This window comes from Bacillus sp. FJAT-26390, from assembly GCF_001682865.1.
Taxonomy (GTDB): Bacteria; Bacillota; Bacilli; order Paenibacillales; family Paenibacillaceae; genus Pristimantibacillus.
This window is the reverse complement of record NZ_MAQX01000034.1, coordinates 336408-359538: the sequence shown is the minus strand read 5'-3', so window position 1 is coordinate 359538 and position 23131 is coordinate 336408. Positions and strand designations below refer to the sequence as shown.

The 23131-nt window shown below is 48.2% G+C and carries 25 protein-coding genes, 1 pseudogene and 1 other annotated feature; of the genes and pseudogenes, 15 read left to right on the top strand and 11 right to left on the bottom strand.

All coding sequences use genetic code 11. From position 1 onward, the window contains the following. Positions 1-57: 57 nt before the first annotated feature. Positions 58-882 (bottom strand): polysaccharide deacetylase family protein, encoded by an 825-nt coding sequence (locus A7975_RS28665; protein ID WP_065387399.1) that lies wholly within the window; start codon positions 880-882, stop codon positions 58-60. A 143-nt stretch (positions 883-1025) separates the two neighbouring features. Between A7975_RS28665 and A7975_RS28660 the strand changes: the two genes are divergently transcribed. Further along, positions 1026-1919, top strand: coding sequence for a fumarylacetoacetate hydrolase family protein (locus A7975_RS28660; protein WP_065387398.1), 894 nt, complete (start codon positions 1026-1028; stop codon positions 1917-1919). Between the two features lie 79 nt (positions 1920-1998). Then, on the top strand, positions 1999-2808 hold the full coding sequence (locus tag A7975_RS28655) for a hypothetical protein (protein ID WP_065387397.1): 810 nt from the start codon (positions 1999-2001) through the stop codon (positions 2806-2808). A gap of 71 nt (positions 2809-2879) precedes the next feature. Here the strand turns inward: A7975_RS28655 and A7975_RS28650 are convergent, their stop codons facing one another. Further along, positions 2880-3722, bottom strand: a complete 843-nt coding sequence (locus A7975_RS28650) for a methyl-accepting chemotaxis protein (RefSeq protein ID WP_483295938.1) — start codon at positions 3720-3722, stop codon at positions 2880-2882. 99 nt (positions 3723-3821) lie between these two features. Beyond that, positions 3822-3998 (bottom strand): annotated as a pseudogene (locus A7975_RS35715) (HAMP domain-containing protein); the annotation flags it as partial. Positions 3999-4660: 662 nt separating this feature from the next. On the opposite strand from A7975_RS35715, the gene A7975_RS28645 reads away from it, so the two are divergent. Further along, the gene (locus A7975_RS28645) at positions 4661-5068 is read left to right on the top strand and encodes an O-methyltransferase (RefSeq protein ID WP_065387396.1); all 408 of its coding nucleotides are present in this window, start codon (positions 4661-4663) and stop codon (positions 5066-5068) included. Positions 5069-5185: 117 nt separating this feature from the next. Here A7975_RS28645 and A7975_RS28640 read toward each other — a convergent pair whose 3' ends face one another. Together A7975_RS28640 and A7975_RS28635 are read right to left on the bottom strand one after the other, a co-directional pair. Then, complete coding sequence (locus A7975_RS28640; RefSeq protein ID WP_065387395.1) at positions 5186-6097, bottom strand: TIGR03943 family putative permease subunit; 912 nt, start codon at positions 6095-6097, stop codon at positions 5186-5188. After that, positions 6094-7131 (bottom strand): permease, encoded by a 1038-nt coding sequence (locus A7975_RS28635; protein ID WP_065387394.1) that lies wholly within the window; start codon positions 7129-7131, stop codon positions 6094-6096. The genes A7975_RS28640 and A7975_RS28635 overlap by 4 nt, the downstream gene beginning before the upstream one ends. Before the next feature lie 117 nt (positions 7132-7248). Next, positions 7249-7507, top strand: a binding site (T-box leader). A 70-nt stretch (positions 7508-7577) separates the two neighbouring features. Here A7975_RS28635 and trpS point away from each other — a divergent pair. Continuing rightward, positions 7578-8567 (top strand): tryptophan--tRNA ligase, encoded by a 990-nt coding sequence (gene trpS / locus A7975_RS28630; protein ID WP_053372090.1) that lies wholly within the window; start codon positions 7578-7580, stop codon positions 8565-8567. Between the two features lie 33 nt (positions 8568-8600). On the opposite strand, the gene A7975_RS34390 is transcribed toward trpS, so the two are convergent. Beyond that, positions 8601-8777 (bottom strand): DUF5325 family protein, encoded by a 177-nt coding sequence (locus A7975_RS34390; protein ID WP_176707833.1) that lies wholly within the window; start codon positions 8775-8777, stop codon positions 8601-8603. Positions 8778-8910: 133 nt separating this feature from the next. Between A7975_RS34390 and A7975_RS28625 the strand changes: the two genes are divergently transcribed. Then, a complete protein-coding gene (locus A7975_RS28625; RefSeq protein WP_053372089.1) occupies positions 8911-9132 on the top strand; it encodes an alpha/beta-type small acid-soluble spore protein in 222 nt (73 codons plus the stop codon). 133 nt (positions 9133-9265) lie between these two features. Here the strand turns inward: A7975_RS28625 and A7975_RS28620 are convergent, their stop codons facing one another. Next, on the bottom strand, positions 9266-10252 hold the full coding sequence (locus A7975_RS28620) for a metal-dependent hydrolase (RefSeq protein ID WP_065387393.1): 987 nt from the start codon (positions 10250-10252) through the stop codon (positions 9266-9268). A gap of 87 nt (positions 10253-10339) precedes the next feature. Between A7975_RS28620 and A7975_RS28615 the strand changes: the two genes are divergently transcribed. Further along, on the top strand, positions 10340-10648 hold the full coding sequence (locus A7975_RS28615) for a hypothetical protein (protein WP_065387392.1): 309 nt from the start codon (positions 10340-10342) through the stop codon (positions 10646-10648). Here A7975_RS28615 and gerQ read toward each other — a convergent pair. Continuing rightward, positions 10645-11232 carry a spore coat protein GerQ gene (gene gerQ, locus A7975_RS28610; protein WP_053372086.1) on the bottom strand — a complete coding sequence of 196 codons (588 nt, stop codon included), beginning with the start codon at positions 11230-11232 and terminating at the stop codon, positions 10645-10647. The two genes, A7975_RS28615 and gerQ, sit on opposite strands and share 4 nt — an antisense overlap. Positions 11233-11269: 37 nt before the next feature. After that, positions 11270-11692: a cell wall hydrolase gene (locus A7975_RS28605; protein WP_053372085.1), complete on the bottom strand. Its 423-nt coding sequence runs from the start codon at positions 11690-11692 to the stop codon at positions 11270-11272. 240 nt (positions 11693-11932) lie between these two features. Here A7975_RS28605 and cyoE point away from each other — a divergent pair, with 240 nt between their 5' ends. Continuing rightward, positions 11933-12811, top strand: a complete 879-nt coding sequence (cyoE, locus tag A7975_RS28600) for a heme o synthase (RefSeq protein WP_082198513.1) — start codon at positions 11933-11935, stop codon at positions 12809-12811. 25 nt (positions 12812-12836) lie between these two features. Next, positions 12837-13442: an SCO family protein gene (locus A7975_RS28595; protein WP_082198512.1), complete on the top strand. Its 606-nt coding sequence runs from the start codon at positions 12837-12839 to the stop codon at positions 13440-13442. On the opposite strand, the gene A7975_RS28590 is transcribed toward A7975_RS28595, so the two are convergent. Both A7975_RS28590 and A7975_RS28585 read right to left on the bottom strand, forming a co-directional pair. Next, a complete protein-coding gene (locus A7975_RS28590) occupies positions 13439-13810 on the bottom strand; it encodes a toprim domain-containing protein (protein ID WP_053372083.1) in 372 nt (123 codons plus the stop codon). The genes A7975_RS28595 and A7975_RS28590 overlap by 4 nt on opposite strands. A 393-nt stretch (positions 13811-14203) precedes the next feature. Next, entirely contained in the window at positions 14204-15364 is a 1161-nt protein-coding gene (locus A7975_RS28585; RefSeq protein WP_065387390.1) for an MFS transporter, read from the bottom strand. A gap of 161 nt (positions 15365-15525) precedes the next feature. On the opposite strand from A7975_RS28585, the gene A7975_RS28580 reads away from it, so the two are divergent. From A7975_RS28580 to A7975_RS28550, 7 genes are all read left to right on the top strand, one after another. After that, positions 15526-15975 carry a hypothetical protein gene (locus A7975_RS28580; RefSeq protein WP_053372081.1) on the top strand — a complete coding sequence of 150 codons (450 nt, stop codon included), beginning with the start codon at positions 15526-15528 and terminating at the stop codon, positions 15973-15975. Then, complete coding sequence (locus tag A7975_RS28575) at positions 15975-17138, top strand: transglutaminase domain-containing protein (protein WP_255314599.1); 1164 nt, start codon at positions 15975-15977, stop codon at positions 17136-17138. Before A7975_RS28580 ends, A7975_RS28575 begins: the two co-directional genes overlap by 1 nt. Positions 17139-17189: 51 nt before the next feature. Beyond that, entirely contained in the window at positions 17190-19265 is a 2076-nt protein-coding gene (locus A7975_RS28570) for a peptidoglycan D,D-transpeptidase FtsI family protein (RefSeq protein WP_065387389.1), read from the top strand. Between the two features lie 203 nt (positions 19266-19468). After that, on the top strand, positions 19469-20428 hold the full coding sequence (locus tag A7975_RS28565; RefSeq protein ID WP_141680444.1) for a metal ABC transporter solute-binding protein, Zn/Mn family: 960 nt from the start codon (positions 19469-19471) through the stop codon (positions 20426-20428). Positions 20429-20460: 32 nt separating this feature from the next. Continuing rightward, a complete protein-coding gene (locus A7975_RS28560) occupies positions 20461-21267 on the top strand; it encodes a metal ABC transporter ATP-binding protein (protein WP_065387387.1) in 807 nt (268 codons plus the stop codon). 3 nt (positions 21268-21270) lie between these two features. After that, entirely contained in the window at positions 21271-22212 is a 942-nt protein-coding gene (locus A7975_RS28555; protein ID WP_053372077.1) for a metal ABC transporter permease, read from the top strand. After that, the gene (locus A7975_RS28550; protein WP_065387386.1) at positions 22209-23081 is read left to right on the top strand and encodes a metal ABC transporter permease; all 873 of its coding nucleotides are present in this window, start codon (positions 22209-22211) and stop codon (positions 23079-23081) included. Before A7975_RS28555 ends, A7975_RS28550 begins: the two co-directional genes overlap by 4 nt. The last annotated feature ends 50 nt before the right edge of the window (positions 23082-23131 follow it).

The following is a 23131-nucleotide window of genomic DNA, read 5'->3' as shown; positions in this document are numbered from 1 at the left end:
GAAGGAATCCGCTGCAATCAGTGGATTCCTTCTTTTTTTGTTGTGTTCCGGCAGCCGTTATCTGGCTGCGTCTTGTCCTACCAGCTCAGGCAAGGTTACGAGCTCATATCCTTTGCTTCGCAACAGCTGAATAAGCTTGGGCAGCGCGTTAAGCGTGCCAGCCAAGCTTTGGCCGGTACCTCCGCCGGCATGCTGTAGCACGATTGATCCTGGCTGAAGCGTTTTTTTTATATTTTTCAAAATTGCGGCGCTGCTGGGGTTGTTTTTCCAATCTACTGAATCTACGTCCCAGTTCACTACGGTAAAGCCCGCCTGCTTGCTCCACTTCACCTGCTGCGGCAGCATTTCGCCATAAGGCGGACGGATAAAATGCGGGGAGTAGCCGACAATGTTTTTAATAATCGTATCCGTACGCCAAATTTGTTTTTGATAATTCGTTAACGAAAGCTTCGACATTACGGCATGGTTATAAGAGTGGTTACCAATAACATGCCCTTCATTATGTATCCGCTTCACGATCGAAGGGTGTTTGGCTGCACGTGTTCCAACAACAAAAAATGTGGCGCAAACCTTATAATTTGCTAATACATCCAATATGGCTGGCGTGTACCTAGGATCGGGGGCATCGTCGAATGTTAGCGCCACCCGCCTCGTATGGCGGGGTCCGTTAGTGAGAAAAGCATTAGGGTACTGCTTATGTAGACGAACCCATGACATGTCGGCCGCTCGCCGCTTCTTATCGTCTTTGGCCGGATGAGTCTCGGCTAGCTTCTGCCCGCTGGCAGTTGCGACTGCTTGCTCCGCTGTCACATTAAGCAGCAAGCAGCCGATTAAAGCAGTGCTAATTGTAATCAATCCTATTTTGTAAACAACGTTACGCATGCCGTATCATTCCCCGCAGTCGATAGTAATCAGTCGTGCCGCTATTTTACCCATGTGCTTGCCTTTCATGCGCTTTACAATAAAAAAGCAGGGGCTTAAGATAAAATAAGATCTTATTTAACCATACGAAGGAGTGCGCTAAAATGAAGCTGCTGCACTATAAGCATTCGGATCAATTGAGGCTTGGCGTTAAGATTGAGGAAGGAATTATCGATGTTGCGTCTGCATCACAAGTTTTTGGAATAGCTGCCCCGCAAACCATCGAAGAGGCTTTGGCAAGCGGCGAGGAAGCGGCAGCTCAGCTGGAGACAGTGATGAAGCGTGTTTTAAATGATGCCGATCGTTCCTATTTGCTTGAGGAAGCAAGCCTTTCCTTTGCGCCGGTGGTAACAAATCCACAAAAGATCATATGCGTAGGCTTGAATTACCGCAAGCATGCGGAGGAAACGAAGGCTGAAATTCCGACCTCGCCGATCTTATTCAATAAGTTTGCAAATGCGCTTAGCGCTCACGGCGGCTCGGTCGAGCTGCCGCTTGCCAGCGATGAAGTCGACTACGAGGCAGAGCTCGCGATCATTATTGGGAAAACCGCCAAAAACATTGAAGAGGCAGATGCGCTCAGCTATGTATTCGGATATAGCTGTGCCAATGATTTGTCTGCCCGCAATTTGCAGCGCCGCACCTCGCAGTGGATGCTGGGCAAAAGCTGTGATGGATTTGCGCCGATTGGGCCTTATCTCGTTACGGCAGACGAAGTGCCTGATCCCGATGGGCTTTCCATTTCCTGCAGCGTGAATGGCATACAAAAGCAGCATTCCAATACAGCGGATATGATATTCTCTTGCCGTTCGATCATCAGCTACATATCGAAGCACATGACTCTTGTTCCCGGCGACGTTATTCTCACAGGAACGCCAGAAGGCGTTGTGATCGGATATCCGAGAGATGAGCGTGTTTACTTGCAAGCTGGCGATATCGTTTCCGTTCAAATCGAGAAGCTTGGCGAGTTGACCGTTACGATGTCAAAGGCTAATTGATAATCATTGTCGGTCACGGTATAATGAAAGCAATTGTTAAAAATGGTACAGGGGCTGGCGAGAGAGGGCGAGTAAATCAATGAATGATGAAATGCTTACGCTGCTTGAGAGCAGCTTTAATCTAACGGTTAACAAGCCGGAGGAGCTCGTATTCAGCTGCTTGGCATCGGAATTGCTGGATGAGAACAAGATGAAGTCATTATTAGAGCTCTATACGCCAATGATAAAAGGAACGGAACCCTCGGTAGGAGAAGTGTACATGGCTGGCTGGTTCAGAGGACCGATGCTTGGCTTGATTTATACGCTGTCCGCTTGGAACAAAGTTCCGGACTTGTCGTTGGATAATTTGTCGGCGCAAATTTATAAAGCCTATTATAATGAAGAACAATATTATGAGGTATCTTTCCTTATGCATAACGCGGATCTGATAGCAGCGCCGGAGCAAACGGATGACAGCACGGAATGGGCGACAGAGAAGCTTATGATCTTTTTTGAGCATACCGTCCGTCCCGTATTTGAAACAATAGCCAAGGCGGGAACGCTAAACGCGGGTATGCTGTGGAGCCAACTTCCAACCTCGCTTGCCTACTACCATGAGCGGCTGATGAATGGGGAAGATAGCGAGCATGTAAAACAAGCGGCCGAACGGATTTTTGGAATAGTGAAATCGCTTGAGGGCGCTGTCTTTGGCAGAAGCAAAAATCCGCTCGACGTCAAATTCCGGATGACGGAGTCGTTAGGCGATCCTGATAAGCAAGTTAGATTGAAATCGGCATGCTGCTTATATTATCTTGTGGAGGACGGATATTATTGCTTTACTTGTCCTAAAATCAAGGAAGATGTTCGAATCGAGAAGCGTGCAGCTTACCGCTCCAAGCAGCAAGCCTAATAAAAAGACCATGATCTCGCCGCAGTTTAGCGGAGGATCATGGTCTTTTGTCTTATGTACTGTCCCCAATATTACTTCATTTTGAAAACGCTGATCGTTCTGAGCAGCTGAGCCGCCATCGTCCGCATCCGCTCGGTCTCCTCAACGACCGCTTGCACGGAAGCGATTTGCTCGTTCATCGAAGCAGAAACCTGCTCGGTGCCTGCAGCGGACTGCTGCGTAATCGCGGAAATATTTTGAATCGCTCCGGAAATTTTACGCGCGCTTTCGAGCATCGCATCGCTTTCCTGGGAGAATACAAAAATTTTATCCGTAATGAACTGAACGCTTTCAACAATTTCGGTAAAGACGACTTCTGATTCCTTAATATGCTCGGTTTGCAGCTTTACGACTTCTTCGTTTGTCTTCATATTTTTGATCGTTTGCTTGATGCCTTCGTCAATGCTCTTCACAAGGTTAAATACTTGTTTGGTTGAAGCGCTTGATTCCTCGGCAAGCTTGCGCACTTCCTGTGCAACGACGGCAAAACCTCTTCCGTGCTCTCCTGCTCTAGCGGCTTCAATCGAAGCGTTCAAGGACAAGAGATTGGTTTGTTCCGCAATATCGGAAATCGTTGTCGTGATGGCGCTGATCCCTTGTGCTTTGCGGGCTAGCTCTTCTATGGTTGCGGATACTTTCTCGGTAGCCTCAACGTTGCGGCGCATGCCGTCAGCTTGTACATCAAGCGCTTTCATACCTTTATCTACGAGCTGAAGCGTTTGTTCGGAGCGCGTGTTCATCTCTTTTGTAGAAGTAGCGTAATCGGACACCTTTTCTTCGATCTCCGTAATGGACTCGCTCATTTCGGATACATCCTCGGAGATTTCATTAGCGCCGGTTGCAAGCTCATTGGCAGAGGCAGCGACCTGCTGCATCGCAATTTGGATATTATTATTTTTGTCAAAAATGCTGTGGCTCGTATCGGACACGTGACGGATAATGTTAGACGTTTCCGTTAGGATGTCGCGCAGCTTATCGATCATGCTGTTAAAGGAATGGCCCAGCTCACCTAATGCGGAAGAGGAGTTGGTGTCGATTTTTTGGGTGAAGTCACCCTTGGAAATACGTAGCGCTGTTCCTTTTATTTCATCGAAGGAATTATTTATTGACCTTTCAATGAAAGAAACGAACGGCAGGGTAGCGATTGCCATAATGATCGTAACGATTATGCCTGCAATAATGGAGCCGCCTGATACAGATAAAACGAGAAGCATAATGAGGGCAAACACCGCTAAATTAAGGTAGGAAGTGATCAGCAGCTTATTGCGCACAGAAAGCGAATAGTACCATTGGATCATTATGAAAACGCTCCTTTTATTAGATTATCCATATTATAGCACCCGTCGCGAAATTGGTCTATAATTGTCGATTCATAAAAAATAAATAATAATAGCGCGCGCAATAGCCTTTTCGGAAAATACCAAACATATTTTCGGTGTAACAATATTTAGTCAATGATACTATTATCGGTAATTGATAGTTATTTTGTTTATTTTTATTTATCTTTCGCAAATGGTTCAATGATACTAGAGTGTGCGCGGAAAGGTTGAGCAATAGGCCAATATATATGTTTATACAACAATCAAAGCTTTTGTTGACTGAGGAATCGCCTGCTTTTTTTGAGGATCATTCAAAAGTCTTATTTTATTATGTATAATAAAGGTAATATAACGATTTTAAATGTCAGAATATTTATAATTTATTAAAATAAACGAAATATTTATGTTGTAAATGATAGAAAAGGACTATATAATATGCGTTGAGACCTATATGGAAACTCATTCCTAATTAACTACTAAGGAGGGAAAATAGTATGAAGCTGGAATCCGGATCGCTCGCCCGTCAAGTTGAATTTGTGTTTCGTCAGCTGGAGGGGGAGCTGACGAATGCAACTGCAGGTACTGTATTGATTCATGTCCGTAACAACGCGGTGGGGAAGTTCGGCGTTAGGCATCATCCGATTGAATGCAAAAATGGAAAGTTTGAAGCTGTAGACAAAGGTTTGACTGCCGCACAGGTACAAGCCTTTAAGCAAATGGCAATTGAAGCGCTCAAGTTTCGAAGCGAATGGACACATGGCGAAATTTTATACGATTTCTCCGTACGCTCAAGCGCAAACACATGGTCAGCAAGTATTTTGTTCGAATCCAACTACAATATGGCCAATTGGAACGCACGCTTTTCTCCCCGAAAAAATGAGCTATGGGATTCGCAATTATAATCAGCCAAATCGATTTGAACAGAATGAATAGAAAAATAGCGGTACAGGGGATTAGCCCTGCACCGCTATTTTTTTTTATTCTGGTTGAACGAGCGTTAGATCGAGCAAATGCCCAACCTAAAGGCCAAAATCAAGGTCAGGATACACATAAGGCGATTCTGGCGCTTTTATTCTCGTAAGCTTGACTGCCTCAAGTGCAATAATCTCATTATCCAGATAAGTTGAGGTCGTAAATTCGCCTCTAACCGACACCCATCCATCATCCGCATAATCCATCGCTTTTGGCCAAATGATCATTAATCCGTAAGGCAGCGCGTCGGCAGAGCAGCAGCTCATAGCAAAGCGACTGACAGCAAAACGATCCTTGCCCATATCCTCCTCGCGATAAACAAAACCCGTAATTTCAATCTCCTTGCCGATGAAGGCTTCTAGGTACAGATCAAGCGTCGTTAACGTTTCAATAAATTGTTTCTCCGGAACGGAAATAAGCGGCTGCTTGTAAAGCTTTTTGCCGTATGCAGCATGGTCCGCCGTATACTCATCAGAAGGAAATAAGGTTTCGCTGCTGCCTGTATTTGGATTTTTTTGTACAGCAGAAGGCGGCGGGGTGGATTCCGCTTCGTGGATAGCCGGCGAAGGAGAGCTTGGCGCGGCAGCGCGTTCGATCGAGGAGTTCCCCGAGAGGCTAACTCCTTTTTTGGCTGCAAGCGCGCTGCCAAGCGTTCCGGTCGGAACAAGGAAGCCTAGCAGCAGCGGGAAAATAAATAATCCGTAAATCATAATATTTTTGAATAGGGAGGGTGAATGCTCATGCTCGCAATCGCAGTCCGGCACTTGATTGCCTAGACGCTTTTGGAGCGCCGCATAGACTTGATAGATGGCTGCCGCATAAAGACCGATCGCCGACAGCTTCACATAGAGCTCCATTCTTGGAGCGATGTATAAGATCATTTCGCCAGTGCGGTCCAAATAGACGATAAACATGGCAAAACCGGTTAATATGGCAGCGCGTATAAGATGATGTGTCATAAAAGGAATACCTCCGTTAACCAAGCTCCGATAAGGGTCAATACAGCCGTTAAGGCAATGAGGACAAGCACAAATTTAATTCGGAATGTCGTCAGCAGCATAAGCGTGTTTTTCAGGTCGATCATTGGACCGAACACAAGAAAGGCCAGCAGCGGCCCCGCGTCAAACATGCCGGTAAACGAGGATGCAATAAAGGCGTCGGATGTGGAGCAAATCGATAGGATAAAGGCAAAAGCCATCATAAATAAATAGGAGTATAAGGGCTGATCTGCAAAAGCGTTAAACGTGCTGCGGTCGATCGCTGTCTGTAGGATAGCCGTTAATAAGGCGCCGAAAATCAAATATTTTCCCATTTCAAAAAACTCATCCGAGGCATGGGATAAAATCGAGGCGACTCTGCCGCGAAATCCTTTGGCTGTATGCTCGTGATGGTGGCGATGGCTATGGGTATGCCCATGCTGTATCATTTGGAACGGCGAGGCTGCGGATGCTGCTTTGAGCGGACTGCTTTTCATGAATTTATAAAGGAGTAAGCCGACAACAACCGATACGGCAAAGGCTAGTCCCATTCTTGAATATGCCATCGCGGGCGTTGTTCGAAATGCAGTGAATGTTGACGCGTATACGATCGGATTCACAATAGGGCCAGCAAGAAGGTATACGATTCCGATATAAGCGGGCATCCCCTTGCGAATAAGGCGGCGTACGACCGGAATCATGCCGCATTCGCAAAGCGGGAACAAGAGTCCAAGCAAGGCTCCGAATAATACGCCGGCTATCGGATTTTTTGGCGTGAATTTGCGGATATGCTCGTCGGTAACGAATACTTGAAGCAAAGCGGAGAACAGCACGCCGAGCAGGATAAACGGAAAAGCTTCTAATATAATGCTTATGAATAAGATTTTGAAGGACTGCATATTCGCGGCACTAAACAGATGCAAGGGCAGCTCTCGATTCGTTATGATGAGCGCGATCATGATCAGGCATCCAACCCCAAGCAGTGGCGTGCCATAGCGCAAAATGAATTTCATCATTAGAGTGATCCTCTCTTTTATGTAATTATTACGATTAGTATAGCTTATGCATTAATTGCCTACAATAGGACAACTATTTGTGCGCTTGACATTCATGTTTACAACGGTATAATCGTTGTAAATGCAATGATGGGAATAAGTAAGCTCGATTGAATTGCGTGCAGAGAGCCGGTGGTAGCTGCGAACCGGTGCAAGCGTCGTGCTGAATGGGCCCCGGAGCCGATGAACGGAAACTGGCAGCAGCCGCTGCCGAAGATGTTTGTACGGAAGCTCCCCGTTATGGAGCAACAAGGTTTATGGGCTATTTGCGCTTCGTTTCTATAAAAGAGCGCACCATAAACGAATTAGGGTGGCACCACGGTCCCTCGTCCCTTGCGGCGGGGGATTTTTTGCGTTTTTTTAAGCCGAATTTTCGGTAATCAAAAATGAAAAGGGGTAGAAGTCGCATGAAAAAGGTACTTTCCGGCATTCAGCCAAGCGGTCAGCTTACGCTTGGAAATTATATCGGCGCGATGCAAAACTTCGTAAAGCTGCAGGATACGGAGGAATGTTTTTTTATGGTGGTGGATTTACACGCCATATCGGTGCCACAGGACCCCGCTGCGCTAAGGGAGCAAACGGAAGCGGTAGCCGCTTTATTTATCGCTGCTGGAATCGATCCGCTTAAGGCGAACGTGTTCGTTCAATCGCATGTGCGCGCGCATGCGGAGCTTGGCTGGTTGCTGACGACGCTTACCAACATGGGCGAGCTGGAGAGAATGACGCAGTTCAAGGATAAATCTGAAGGCAAAGATTCGGTAGGCGCTGGCTTATTCGTATATCCGGCGCTGATGGCAGCCGACATTTTAGTTTACAATGCTGACCTGGTACCGGTAGGAGATGACCAGAAGCAGCATTTGGAGCTGACGCGCGATTTGGCGCATCGCTTCAATACAAGATTCGGAAAGTACTTTACGCTTCCTGAGCCTTATATTCCGAAAGTAGGCGCAAGAGTAATGTCACTGGACGATGCTAGCAAAAAAATGAGCAAAAGCAATCCTAATGCCGGCAGCTTCATTGCTTTGCTTGACCCGCCGGACGTTATCCGCAAAAAAATTAGCCGCGCGACAACCGATTCGGGCCGCGAGGTGAAATTCGATCCAGCGAGCAAGCCAGAGATCAGCAATCTGATGAGCATCTACTCGCATTGTGCGAATATGACGATTGAAGAGATCGAAGCCCGTTATGAGGGACAAGGCTATGGTCCGTTCAAAAAAGAGCTGGCGGAGCATGTCGTTTCGGTTATCGAGCCGCTGCAAGCCAGATATAATGAGATTCGCAGCTCGGGCGAGATTCATCAAATCTTAAAGCAAGGCGCTGAGCGGGCTTCCGTTATTGCAGATCGCACGCTTGCAGATGTGAAAGAGCTTATGGGCTTCCTTGCTCCCCGCAGTTAATAAAGCTTAAAAAAATGAAGGCTGACGCTGGCGTCAGCCTTGTTTTTTTCGCCGCAAGCGAGCCTTCACGATAAACCCGGCTCCGATGGTAAAGAGGCTTAATAAGCCAAATAATAATACGAGCCAGCCATTATAGCTAATGGAAACGGCCATCGCGCTCATAAATAAGATGGCAAGTACCGAAAAGAACAAGGATAGCGGTTTGGACACGATGTTTTCTCTCCTTAACAAAACGTCAATTTAATTTAAAATTTTTCAGAATAGTTTCCCCAAGGGTGCACATAATAAGCTTGCAAGCTTGCAACACACATCAAAGTGCAGAGGACGAAAGGAGAAATACATTATGGCAGGAAGAAACAACAGAAGCAATCAACTTGTTGTTCCACAAGCTAACCAAGCACTACAACAAATGAAACTTGAGGCAGCGCAAGAACTAGGCGTGCAAATTCCTCAAGATGGCTACTACGGTAATGTTTCGACACGTGATGCAGGTTCCCTTGGCGGTTACATTACGAAAAAGCTAGTCCAAATTGCTGAGCAACAGCTTTCTGGCGGTTCCCGTTAATCGTTTCTAATACAATGATGAATTGAAGCCCCAGGCTTGCCTTGGGCTTCTTTGCTATTGTAAGCTCTATTTAATCGCAGGGCAAAAAAAGAAAGCCCCTTTATTTTGCATCAAAGGGCTTTCGACGTCAATGTCAATAAGTATCCATACGCAATCGTTTCATTAAGCGCTCATCGCTTAGCCAGCCTACATAGGAACCGATCGTTTCATAGCTTTTGTTCATGAGCAGGACGCCGACAAATGGGTATTGCTTGCGATGCCGATACCGAACGTCGCACCATCTGACCTCATAGCCCCATTCATGCTCGCGAACATCTGCACAGGCGAAGCTTGTAAAATACAGAAAGGATCGTATGGCGGGATCATTTTTGGATTTCGCGACGGCCGGATGGTCTGAGCATTGTACCCGGTCTAGCCACTTCAAAGTGCCGTTGCGTAAATTGCCGATGACGAAGCCGCCATTTTTTACTTGCTTGACAACGTTCCATATCGTAAGCGATATGGTCGGTATCGCGATGTAGACATCGCCCTCATGGTATTCGGCATCAAGTGTTTTCATTTTTTGAACGGTGCTTTTGGCTGTGAGCGTCCGCCATGCGAAATACACAGCTAGAAACAAGTACATGAGCGGAAATAAAAAAGCGGGATTTGCTAAGCCGCCTGCCCACATTAAAATAGCAATGACATGCACCGTAAAAATGATGGGATCAAAAATATGGATGATGTTCCATGAAATCCATTTATCCGTAAAAGGCCGCATCGCTTGAGTGCCATAGGTATTGAACAAATCGGTAAATACATGCACGCAGACGGCGAGCAGTACCCATCCTCCAATATGAAGCCAAGGCAGGCTGCCGCGGTAAAACAATTGGAGAATGCCGGTAATCAGCAACGTCCATATGGCGATTGCGGGCAAAGAATGAGAAATGCCGCGATGATTGCGGATATAGACGGCATTTCCTTTTAGGCGAAGAAGACCATCCAAATCCGGCGCTTGCGATCCAACAACCGTGCCGAGCAGCACGGCTGTTTGAATCGATGGATTAGCTGCTACTACAGGATCGATGGCCGCGAGTCCGGCGAGTCCGATGCCCATAACAAGATGTGTGCCTGTGTCCATGTCGAGTCCTCCTAAATCAAATGATTAGGTGTAGTATCGACGGAGCGGGGGAACTTTATCAATGAAAGCAAAAGGAGACTGAAGGCAATGTATATTTGTTTTGCGGAATACCGGATTTCCGAGGAATGGCGGGAGCAATATCTTATTTATTCGAACAAGCTGCTCGAAGAAGGCCATGATGTGCAATTATATGAAGGAACAGATCAGCCCGGCCTATTCGTGGAGGTATGGAACGCGGCAAGCGAGGAGCAAGCGGAGCAAATCAAAAAAGAACGCTGCAATGAGCGTTCTCCTTGGTTCCGGGTATCGGAGTGGATCGTTGGCGGACCTGCGAAGCTGCATATCTGGACATTTAAGCCGGCACATCCGAGCAGCAGCGCGGCATCACCCGATTAACGGCTGGAATTCGCAGTGCCGATTGTAGCCATGCCAAGAGGAGTTGAGGAGTTGACTACGCCGCCTTGGAAGGGGTATTCATAAGCGATTGGCTCATCGAAGGTGATATAGTCCAAATTAAGCGTCAAAAGTAAGTAACGCATACCGGTTGTCGGATCGCTGATGATGATGTGATCGCGTCCGGCAGCCTCGATGATTCCTTTGAAGATCTTGGCATTCCATTCACGATTGTTTTCGTATGTCATATAGAACGTTGCCATCTTTCCTCGGTTTAAGCGCAAAATGTTTTCTACATAGGATTCCTCTACCGCCGGAAGCGTAACGATATTGCCGCCAGATGGCGTAACAAAAGCGCCGCTTGGCACGGAAGCGGGAGGCATTTGCTGCATTTGCATTTGCTGCATCGGCATTTGTTGCATAGGCATTTGCTGCATCGGCATCGCAGTTGGGAACGGCGCTGCCTGACCAGCTACAGGAAACGTAGTTGCTTGCCCGGCCATAGGATAGCCATACCCGCCGAAGCCTTGTGTTGGACCTACATTTGCCGGACTTACCTGATTTTTGTAGCCATAACCGTTAGACATTTTAAATTTCCTCACTTTCACATCTTAGAAATTGAATTTAATAAACGGCGGGACAATCTCCTTGCGTAGGAACAAAGAAGCAGTGCGCTTTATATCTTCCGCTGTTGCCTTGGTCATACCATGTGTCAGGGCAGTCGCCTGCTGGACGGAAAAACCATAGCGCGTTTGAAGCCGGGCGTTGACGCTCGCCATTGATGACTCGCTCCGCCAACCGAATATCCTTGTCGCGTGCACTTTGGTAAAAGTAACCTTTGGTCGTCGCCTCGAAGCCGCCTGGGCTTTGGTATACCATATCTGGTATGGATCGGATGTTTCTGAAGTCCAAGCAATTACCAAGTACGCGGTTTACGCCGACATTGCCAACCATAAGCATCCCGAGCTCGCCTTCGCCTTCAGCCTCTGCGCGCATGAGCCTGGCGAGCATGTTCGTATCCGCGGAATTCGTTTTAATGACTGCCATGGACTTAACGGTTCACTTCCCTTCGCATACATTAGATAGGTTTGATGCGCGGAGCGACATAGGCATCAAACTATATAGCCATAGTACTCGGCGCCCACCAAAATGGTTACTAAATGATTTGTCACAATTTGCGTGGCAAAATGATGAACAAAGCCGTCGAACGTTGTCATTGCATTCTTTTTTCGGTATGATTAAAAACGATTCATCAATGGATGATAGACGCCACAGGCGTCTTGTCGCATAACTCGGGAGGCTCGCTTCGTGCTGAAAGACTTAATTGCATTGACAAAACCGCGGCTACTTCGACTTAATGTGTTTGCTGCGCTAGGTGGCTTCTTGGTTGCTTCTAAATGGGACGTTGATGTCCTATTGCTCATATGGGCGCTAGTCGGTTCAACCTTGACGATAGCGTCGGCCACCGTCATTAATAATTATTGGGATCGGGAACTCGATTTGAAAATGGAGCGTACGAAGGATCGCGCGCTGCCAACCGGTCGGATGCAACCAGGGACGGTATTGCTTTACGGAATTATTTTAGGACTCGTGGGACTGCTCATCTTGTTCGCGCTTGTAAATCCGCTGTCGGGCTGGCTTGGGCTGCTCGGATGGTTCGTGTATATCGTGATTTATACGATGTGGCTGAAGCGGACGTCGACATGGAGCACGTCGGTAGGCGGAATCTCAGGCGCCATGCCGCCTGTTATCGGATACTGCGCGGTAACCAATGAGATTGACGCTGGGGCTTGGATCTTGTTTGCTTTGTTGTTCCTATGGCAGCCAGCTCATTTCTGGTCGCTTGCGATTCGCAGAGTAGAGGAGTACCGCGCGGCAGGTTTTCCTTTGCTGCCTGTCGTGAAGGGAATCAAACGGACAAAGCTGCAAATGATTCCTTACATTTTGCTGCTGCTGCCAACTGGAATCTTCTTTTACACGTATGGATACGTAGGCATTTATTTTCTAATCATATCGATTCTGGGAGGCGGGGTATGGCTTGTCCATACGCTGCGCGGAACTGGTGCCAAGGATACGGAGAAATGGGCCAAAACAAACTTTCTTATCTCGGTCAATTATTTAATGATCATTTTTATTGCCATGATTCTTAATACGACGGGATCATAATCATTGCTTTAAGGAGTGGACGGGCGTGGAATTTGTAAAAAAGCATAGCTTCAAGATAGCCGTTCTTGCGCTATGTGCAGCTATGGGCATTTATTTATTTATAACATACGGCATGCCGGAGAAGCAGACGCTTCCTATCGAGATGGCAGCCCCGGCTTTTGAGCTGTCGGACCTTGACGGGAACGAGGTAACGCTCGCATCCACAAACGGCAAGGCGCGCATCGTTTATTTCTACTTTGCCAATTGCCCGGATGTATGTCCGCCGACGACCTTCCTGCTCTCGCAGGTACAGGATCAGCTTGAGGCAGAGGGCAAGCTCGGCACGAAGGCTGAGCTCATCTCCATTACATTCGATCCGGTTCGGGATACGCCGGAGGTTATCCGCGACTTTGCAGAGCGCCATTTTGCCGATTTTAACGGCTGGCGGTTCCTCCGCGGCGATGAAGCGAAGACGATGCAGCTTGCCAAGGACTTTGGCGTTGGCGTAATCAAAAACGAGGATGGCTCATTTATGCATACGAATGCGATTACGATTGTTGATAAAGACGGCCAAATACGCAAATGGATCGATGGCAGCAAAGAGGAATTGACAGCTGACCAAATCGTAGCGGAGTTAAACAAAATCCTTTAAAATTCATCTTTGCTCCAAATCGAAGCGGGACTCTGCGCAGGGTACAAAATATGCGCATCGAGCCCCGCTTTTTCTAATTGCTCGATTAAATATTCCAAAGGCGTGTGCTCGACCCCGGAGTAGCCTCTGCGGGTGTAAATATGTTCAGCATCGGGAAAAACGTCGCGCAGCAGGTAGCGAATTCTTTTGCCGGAGGAATCGTTGTCGGTAAAAATGTAAGCTTGATCATGCCCCACCTGCTTGCGAAGCTTGTCCAGCTGCTCGGAACCGGGCGTGCCGAACGTGCAATAAATCGGCACATCGGGATGGAGGACGCGCTTTAGCCGAGATTTGTCATTTTTTCCTTCTACGATTATGGCGATATTCATTGTAGTCACCTCGGGTAAGTGATTAGTGGCAGGAAGCTAGCTGCGTACGTATAGTTTACCACCGATTTTCAATTTTACCGATAGCCGAATGGTTTGGCGACCAATAGAAAAAGCCTGCGCGGGCAGGCTTTTTCTCATTTGCTAATATAAGCAAGTGCACGCAATGATCACGAGAAGGATAAACAATACGAGAATAATGCCAATATTAGATAAGCCATTGTGTCCACAACCGCGATTTTCGGAGCTTACATGTCCAGACATTTATGGAGTCACCCCTTTTCCTTTACGTAAGAACGATGACAGCCTTCAGCTAATGCCTGCTTTCCAACTGGTCATCTGCCATAATGTATCATATGTACCTACGAGAGATTAGCCCTGTGCATATACCCACGCCTACGAAAAATGGGTTCGGGAGGACAGTGAGCGCGAAATGTGAAAGGGCAGGACGGTTACGGCGATCATGAGCGCGATAAATGCGATGTAATAAGGCGAAATATGGTCCCGAACTTGTCCGGCGGCCATAGGCCCGATAAATGCGCCTACTGAGAAAGCGATGGATAATACAGAAAACGTTCGCCCGTAGCGGGCTCCGCCGCTAAGTTCAATTAACAGCGTTGACAGCGCTGGCAAAATGACTCCTTTCGCCATTCCGACCAAAAGCAGCATAACCGTGAGCGGCACAGGCGTGTCGGAGGCGATGCCAAAATAGATAATGGCAAGAATCAAGGAGCCCCATAAGGTACGCTGATAGGCGGAAACGCGGTTCAGGAAGAGCATGCTCAGCGTAACGAGCGCCCCGATGCTTACTACCGAAAATAAGAGGCCGGTCGTCATCATCGCTTCTTGCGATTTGGCGAGCAGCGGCAGCTCGAACGAGAGTATGCCTTGAGCGCAGCTCACGGCAACCGGCAGCAAGAAGACAAGCCATGGGATAGGGGTAGATTGCTCTAGCGTAAGCTTCTCCTTTTTCACTTTGCTCGCTTCAATGGCTGCCGGTTCCACTTTAGCTCGAATATCCTTTATGAAGAAAAGCGCGCAAACGGATGTAACGATCAGAACCCAGCCAAGCAGCGTAAATGCGGTCGCAAACCCGATTTTGGCAACGAGGTATGCTCCTGCCGCAGGCGATACGACGGATGCAAGCGTATGAACAAGGCCATTGCCTGCCATGAGCTTTCCTTGCTGCGTTCGGTCGCTCGTAATTCTGGCCAGCAGCGAGAGACACGCAGGCGACAGAAATGCCAGCACAAAGCCGCTTATGGAGCGAAGCAGGAGCAACTGCCAAGGATTGGTCACATGCGATTGGAAGAGGAGCACGACACCTGCTGCCATGAGACTGAACACGATAAAAAATCTGCTGCCGTAACGGTCAACGCCGAAGCCCGCGATAAGATTGCCGGGCAAATGCGTAATGGAATACATGCCCATCATAAGTCCGATAAAGGAAGGGGCTGCGCCTAAGGAGATAGCAAAAGGCGTTAAAATCGGGTATTGCGCATGCAAATCGAAAAAGGCGATAAACAGAAATAGATAGAGCCAAACAGCGGTTTTCACAGGGCTGCCCTCCTTGCCAAATACATACTTATATACTTGTACGTTTCTATGGGACAGGATATGTCTGGATAAAAAGGGGGCGAGCGTTTACGCCCTAAATTTCGTAGGTTATAATATTTTGTAATGGCATTTTGTACGAGGTATAATGGAGGGGATCAGGTTTGGATTTTTTGAATTTTTCTACCTATGATTTGGATACGTGGACAACTTTTTTCAAAGAACATTGGCTAGTGCTTGTCATTGCGCTCATCGTGCTATTCCTTATCGTCAGAATCGTGAAAACCGTCTTGAAATGGGCGATCGTTGCAGCAATCGTGCTTGGCATTGTCGTGTACAGCGGCTATAGCATGGATGACCTGAAGGCGATCGGCACAACCGCGGTAGACACGTTGAAGCAGGAAGCGGTTAATGCCATGGTAGGCGAGGCAAAGGACGCTGCCTTCGTGACGAACTCGGATGGAACCTTTACGGTAAAAACGAAAAACGTTGAACTTACCGGAGAGCCGGGTGCGAGCGAGGTTTCCGTATCATTCCGGGGAACCGAGCTTGGCAAATTGGATGTTAACAGTGCGATTCAAGCCTTTATCGACCAAGCGAAGCAGAATGGGTAATGCTTATGACGAGCTGGGATCAAATGTTTAGAGAGCTTGAGCCTATTGCCGTTATTGTACTTTTGCTTCTGCTTGGTTCTCTTGTACAAGGTTTGCGGAGGGGCGCGTCGGGTTCTGCGAGGCGTCTTTTCTTTTTTGTATGGGAGGGCGTTGTCTTAGTCGCTTGTTTGGCGCTCGCAGCGCAGCTTACAAACCGACTATCTCCCGTCGTAGCGAAGTGGTTGATTAAAAGCGTGAAGGTACCCTTGCATGAGCTTAGCGGCTTAGAGCAAACATGGTTTACTTTCCTCACGAGCATGCGGGATTTTGCACTGCTGCGCTACTGCGTCTTGTTTCTGCTTGGGTATTTGCTGCTGCGTACAATAGCCTCTTTTCTGGAGCCTATCGTTGCTCGCGCGGTGGAAGGTATGCTGCGCGGCAACAGGGAAGAGCGGGCAGACGGCACGCGGGGCAACAGAATCGCAAGCCGCGCTGCCGGCGCAATCATTGGGGCAGCGCATGGCGCAGGACGTTCATTCCTATTTGTTGCTTTGTTGTTTGTTTATGTGTCCCTTATTCCAAACGGCTGGTATGTCGACAAAATATCCGAATCGCAGATTTACAGCAAAGCGGCCGCATGGCTCAGACCGGTTGCTGGCGATGTTCTTGCCGGCCAAGGCCCCGTGCTGACCAAAGCTGTAGAAGCACAGTTCCAGCAAATTTTACAGCGCAAATATGAGATTATTGATTATGCCATTCCTGAGGATATCGAACAGGCCGCGCTTCATGTGACAAAGGATGCGGTTTCGAATGAGGATAAGGCACGCAGCCTTTACGAGTGGCTGGGCACAAGAATTGCTTACGACTATGATAAAGCCCGTAATTATGAGGAACAGGGTATTTGGAAAGAACAAACTCCGCCCGAAACTTTTGATACGCGCAAAGGCGTATGTATAGATATAGCTCGTTTATATGCGGTAATGGCTAGATCGGCAGGTCTTGAAGTGCGAGTCGTAACGGGCATGGGCGCCGACGGTCGCGGCGGTTTTGGCCCGCATGCTTGGAACGAAGTGCGTATTGGTGAAGGCGAAGGAGGCTGGATTCCGCTGGATGCCACTTGGGCAAACGCAGGGGATTGGTTTAATCCGCCGTCATTTGATGATACTCATATTCGTGACGCATAGCGAAGCCATGAGCGGTTTAAAATTTATGAATGGGTTATGAGGTGATAAGACGTGCAAGACGATCCGCAAAAGCGGGAAATTATCAATAGACGTCACTTTTCGTTCCGATTGAATTTATTTTTCTTTATTACATTTGCATTGTTCAGCGTATTGATCGTGCGGCTTGCCATCCTTCAGTTCGTCGAGGGACCTACTCTTAGCGCAGAAGGTTTGGACAAAAGCACGCGCAGCGTGAAGCTTCCGCCGATACGGGGCAATATTTACGATTCTACGGGTTACCCGATCGCGTATTCAACTTCAACCCAGTCCTTGTATTTCAGCATTCAGCCTGAGCTTAAGCTGGCGGATGCCAAGGAAAACGCGAAGGAAATGGCTGAAAAATTGCTAAAGGTATTTAATGAATTCGGAGATCCGGCTAAGAAAATGACAGTGGATGATATCATCCGTCAGATGGACCTCGATTTCAGACGGAATAATATTTCAACTCCAAGGCGGATTAAATCTGGTTTGACGAATAATGAAATTGCCTATTTCATGGAAAACCGCACTTCCTTCAAAGGCGTCGACATCATGGAGGAAAGCGTTCGGAACTACGACACGGATTCAATAGCGGTACAACTCGTAGGCTATTTGAAAAAATATAAAGGCATACGGGAAACGGTTGATTTCTACAAGGAAAAGACGAAGGAAGAGGACGCGCGTCTTCAGTACTTAGAGGAAGAAGACGTGGGCATGGACGGTCTTGAGTTCATGTATCAGGACATTTTGCGCGGCAAAAACGGCTTAAAGACTTACCCGGTCAACAATGCGGAACGCATTATTGGCCCGATGCAAATCACGACTCCCGAAAAGGGTTCCGACATTTATCTGACCATTAATAAAAACGTGCAATTATCCACGGAAGCTGCCATCATGGATCAATTGAAAAAAATAACAAAATCAACAAGCAAATTTGAGCGTGCGCCTTATGCGCAAACGGGATTTGCGGTAGCGATGGAAGTCGATACCGGCAAGGTCGTGGCGATGGCAAGCATGCCGGATTACGATCCGAATATTTGGGCAGGCGGAAGCATAAGCCAGGCAGATTACGAAAACTTCTCGAACATCCTATCCAATGGCACGATCCGTACGGTTTACGGAAAGTATACCCAAGATGAGATGAAAGAGCATCCTTCGTCCATTCTGCCTCCGGGTTCGACGATGAAGCCGCTTAGCGTTCTTATCGGATTGAACGAGAAATTGTTTACGACGACGACCCGTTATACGGATACGGGGAGATTCGCATACGGAAGAAAAGGTTATGAGACCTATATCGGCAACTCCCAAGGTCATATTTATGGCAGCATTGACGGAGCAGGGGCGATTGAAAATTCTTCTAACCCGTTCATGGCTGCGATGGTCGGCAACAAGCTTTACATGAGAGGCTCGCAAAAGGGCAAGAGCAGCGTTGAGATTTGGGACAGCTACATGAAGCAGTTTGGCCTCGGCGTGCTTACGGGCAGCGGATTGCCTAATGAAACAAAGGGCATCATTGAGTACTTTAAAGAGGCGGAGAGCGGCAGTGCGCAGTCCGCGCTGATACAGGCCTCTTTCGGTCAGCAAGGACGTTACACGACCTTGCAGCTTACGCAATATGCAGCGATGCTGGCTAATCACGGCAAACGGATGAAGCCGCAATTTGTTAATGAAATAAAGGATTCGGATGGAAACGTCATTCAAGGCTACACGCCCGAAATTTTGAATGAGGTTAATTTCCCTCTTGAATATTGGAAAGAAATCGAAACAGGGATGTCGAAGGTAAAATCACAAGGATTCGAAGGCGTAGATTATACCTATAGACGGAAAACAGGAACCTCGGAGCAATCGGTTGCGGGACGTACCGCAGAGAACGCGGTATTTATCGCCTACGCGCCTGCGGATAAGCCTAAGCTTGCTGTAGCGGTTGTTATTCCGGATGGCGGCTTCGGCGGTTATGGCGCTTCGCCTATCGCACGTAAGATTTTTGACGCGTATGATCAGGAGATAGGCTTGTATGGCGTGCCTAAGAAGAAGGCGGCAGACAATGCCGATGCCAATGCCGGTGCTAACGGAGCAGAGGATACAAACCAAAACGCAGCAAATGAATAAGGTAACGAATCGCCAAGAACAGGCTGGAGCTGACGCTCCGGCCTGTTTTTTTTATTTGTGAAAATGGGTGGGTTTTCAAAAAAATGTTGCACTAGAGAAACATTTTTGTGTATTATAAAAAAAGAGGCATAAGGCAAACTAAAATTCATAAGGGCAAATCTTATCGCATATAAAAAATGACAAGGAAGCAGGAGGTTTTATTCATGCGTAAAAAACACAAGGTTAATTCAGCTCTTCGCAGATTTATAATGACGATTATGTTTTTGGCCATAACGGCGATCGTGATGTCGGCTTGCGGTCAGCCATCACCATCAAGCGACAGCGGCAAGCTGAACATTACAGCGACGACGGGAATGATAACGGACGTTGCCCAGCAGGTAGGCGGCGAATTTGTGGAAGTGAGCGGCTTGATGGGCGCAGGGATCGATCCCCATTTGTACAAAGCGTCGCAAGGCGATGTGAAGAAGCTGGACAATGCCGACATTATCTTTTATAACGGATTGCATTTAGAAGGTAAAATGGCTGAGATGTTCGAGTCTTTGGAGAAGCGCAAGCCGACGGTTGCGGTGTCTGAGTATTTGACGGAAGATCAGCTGCATACTGCTCCCGGCCAGGGAGCAGGCATGCATGACCCGCATATCTGGTTTAATGTGAAGCTCTGGATTTCAGCAACCGAGGTCATTCGCGATACATTGGTTGAGAAGGATGCTTCCAACGCCGATTATTATAAAGAGCGTGCGGCGGCATATATCAAGCAGCTTGAAGAGCTTGATGCGTATGCGAAGGAGCAAATTGCCCTGATTCCGGAAGCAAGCCGCATTTTGGTAACCGCTCACGATGCATTCGGATATTTTGGCGAAGCCTACGGGTTAACTGTCACGGGTTTGCAAGGAATGAATACGATGTCTGAATATGGCTCGAAGGATGTCAGCAAGCTGCGCGACTACTTGGTCGAGAAAAAAATCAAAGCTGTTTTTATCGAATCCAGCGTACCTAAAAAATCGATTGAGTCCGTCATTGAAGGAGCGCGCCAATTAGGACATGAGGTCAAAATTGGCGGGGAGCTATTCTCCGATGCGATGGGCGATGCGGGTACGGAGGAAGGCACCTATATCGGAATGGTAAAGCACAACGTAGATACGATTGTAGCTGCCTTGAAATAGTTGAAATCAAGTTATGAAAGCGAGTGATGAACATGAGCCAAACGTTTACAGCAGTAAGACCAAATACGAAGACGATAGCACCGCTAGCCATTAAAGGATTGAGCGTGGCATACCAGAAGAAGCCGGTGCTGCGCGGCGTATCCTTTGAAGTGAATGAGGGAGAGCTGGTCGGCGTAATCGGTCCGAACGGAGCCGGGAAATCGACGCTGATGAAGGCGGCGCTTGGACTTATACCGAGCATTGGCGGGGAAGTGCTAGTATACGGAAAGCCATATAAGCAGCAGCGGAAAATAATCGGTTACGTGCCGCAGCGCGAATCGGTGGATTGGGATTTTCCGACGAATGCGCTGGATGTCGTACTTATGGGGCGCTATGGGCATTTAGGATGGTTTCGCCGCCCTAGCGCGAAGGATAAGGCGCTTGCGCTGGAGTGCCTCGGCAAGGTCGGAATGGCGGATTATGCGGGCAGGCAAATAAGCCAGCTGTCGGGCGGACAGCAGCAGCGTGTGTTTCTTGCGCGTGCGCTGGCGCAGGATGCGAAGCTGTATTTCATGGATGAGCCGTTCGCGGGCGTAGACGCCGCAACGGAGAAGGCGATTATTACCCTTCTGCAAGAGCTGAAGCTGCAAGGGAAAACCGTCATCGTCGTCCATCATGACCTAGCGACGGTTCAGGATTACTTTGACTCCGTTCTGCTGCTCAATGTGGAGCTTCAAGCCTATGGCCCGACAGAGCAAACCTTTACACAAGAAAAACTACAACGCACATACGGCGGGAGACTCGCCTTTCTGGATCGCAGCCTGCAGCCTCCGACACGCCATGGCGGAGAGGGTGAGTGAGCCATGGATAAAATATGGTCGATGCTTGCTGATCCGAACATGCAGTGGATCTTTCTTGGCTGCACGATGCTTGGGTTAAGCAGCGGAGTAATCGGATGTTTCTCTTATTTGAGGAAACAAAGCTTGATGGGCGATACGCTGGCGCATGCCGCTCTACCGGGAATATGCATCGCTTTTATGCTCACGGGAATCAAATCGATCGGACTGTTTCTGATCGGCGCGGGTATTGCCGGCATCATCGCAACGTTCGGCATTGGTTATATAACGAGAAACTCCAAGCTTAAGCAGGATGCGGCAATGGGCATCGTGTTATCTAGTTTTTTTGGGCTCGGAATCGTGCTGCTTACGTTAATTCAGCATGGCAATTACGGCAATCAAGCGGGCTTGGATAAGTTTTTGTTCGGTCAGGCGGCATCGATGATCGCCTCGGACGTGATTACAATGACGGTTGTCTGCGTGTCGCTCATAACGATTTGCACGCTGCTTTTTAAACAATTCAAAATCATCTCCTTTGATCCGGGCTTTGCTAAAGGCATCGGCTATCCGGTAGCTTTTCTGGAGCAATTGCTCATGCTGCTAATCGTAGTCGCTGTCGTTGCCGGCATTCAGGCGGTTGGCGTTGTGCTCGTAGCGGCGCTGCTCATCACGCCAGCCGTATCAGCGAGATATTGGACGGACCGGCTTGGACTAATGGTCGTCTTGTCAGGCTTGTTCGGCGCTGTCAGCGGTGCGGCAGGCACATGGATTAGCGCGTCCGTGTCCAATTTGCCAACCGGTCCGGTAACGGTGCTGGCTGCGACTCTGCTTTTCTGTATTTCGATTTTATTTGGCCCGCAGCGCGGCTTAATCGCCAAACGGATGCTGCGCCAAAAAGTGAAGCAGCGCTATATTCGAGATCATGAGCTCCACCTTGAGAGCGGCGTGAAGAAGGAGGCTGCTTTATGAGCGACTTTTGGATTTTGCTTACGGGTGCGCTTGTAGCCAGCTGCTGCGGCGTTCTGGGCGTATTTCTTGTCCTTCGCAAAATGGCGATGATCGGCGATGCCATCAGCCACTCGGTAATGCCGGGTATCGTTATTGCGTTTTTGCTAAGCGGTTCGCGCGATTCGCTGCTCATGATGTTCGCTGCGCTGTTATGCGGCTTGCTGACCACTTTTCTGATTCAAATGTTCCAGCAAAGCGGCATTCAATCCGACGCATCGATCGGAGTCGTATTTACGGCTTTGTTCGCCATTGGGGTCGTTCTTGTCAGCTTATATGCGCGTCAGGTGCATTTGGACCAAGACGCCATTCTCTATGGAGAAATTGCTTATGTGCACTGGAATATATGGGAGCTGGGCGGCGTCAATATGGGGCCGAAGGCAGTATGGCTGCTCGGAGTCACGCTGTTTGTCATCGTGACGGTAATCGGATTGTTTTACAAGCAATTTAAGCTTTGTGCATTCGATCCGGCGCTTGCAGCAGCAATCGGCATCCCTGTAGCTGTGTTTCATTATTTATTGATGGGTCTCGTCTCCATGGCAACGGTAAGCTCCTTCGAGAGTGTAGGCGCCATACTGGTTGTAGGCTTGCTGATCATACCTGCTTCCACCGCTTACTTGCTGACCGACCGCCTTGGACTCATGATTGCGCTGAGCGTAGCGGTTGGCGTTGCGAGTTCGTTCATCGGCTACGGGGCAGCAGTCATGCTGGACGCGTCGATTGCTGGATGCATGGTATGCGCGGCTGGGGTACTGTTCATAATTGCTTTTTTATTCTCTCCCTCGCAGGGGATTATTGTAAAAAAGATTCGTTTAAGAAGACTGGCATCATAATTATCGAATAAGAAGCAGGCTTTCGCATGAAGCGAAGCATGCTTCTTTTT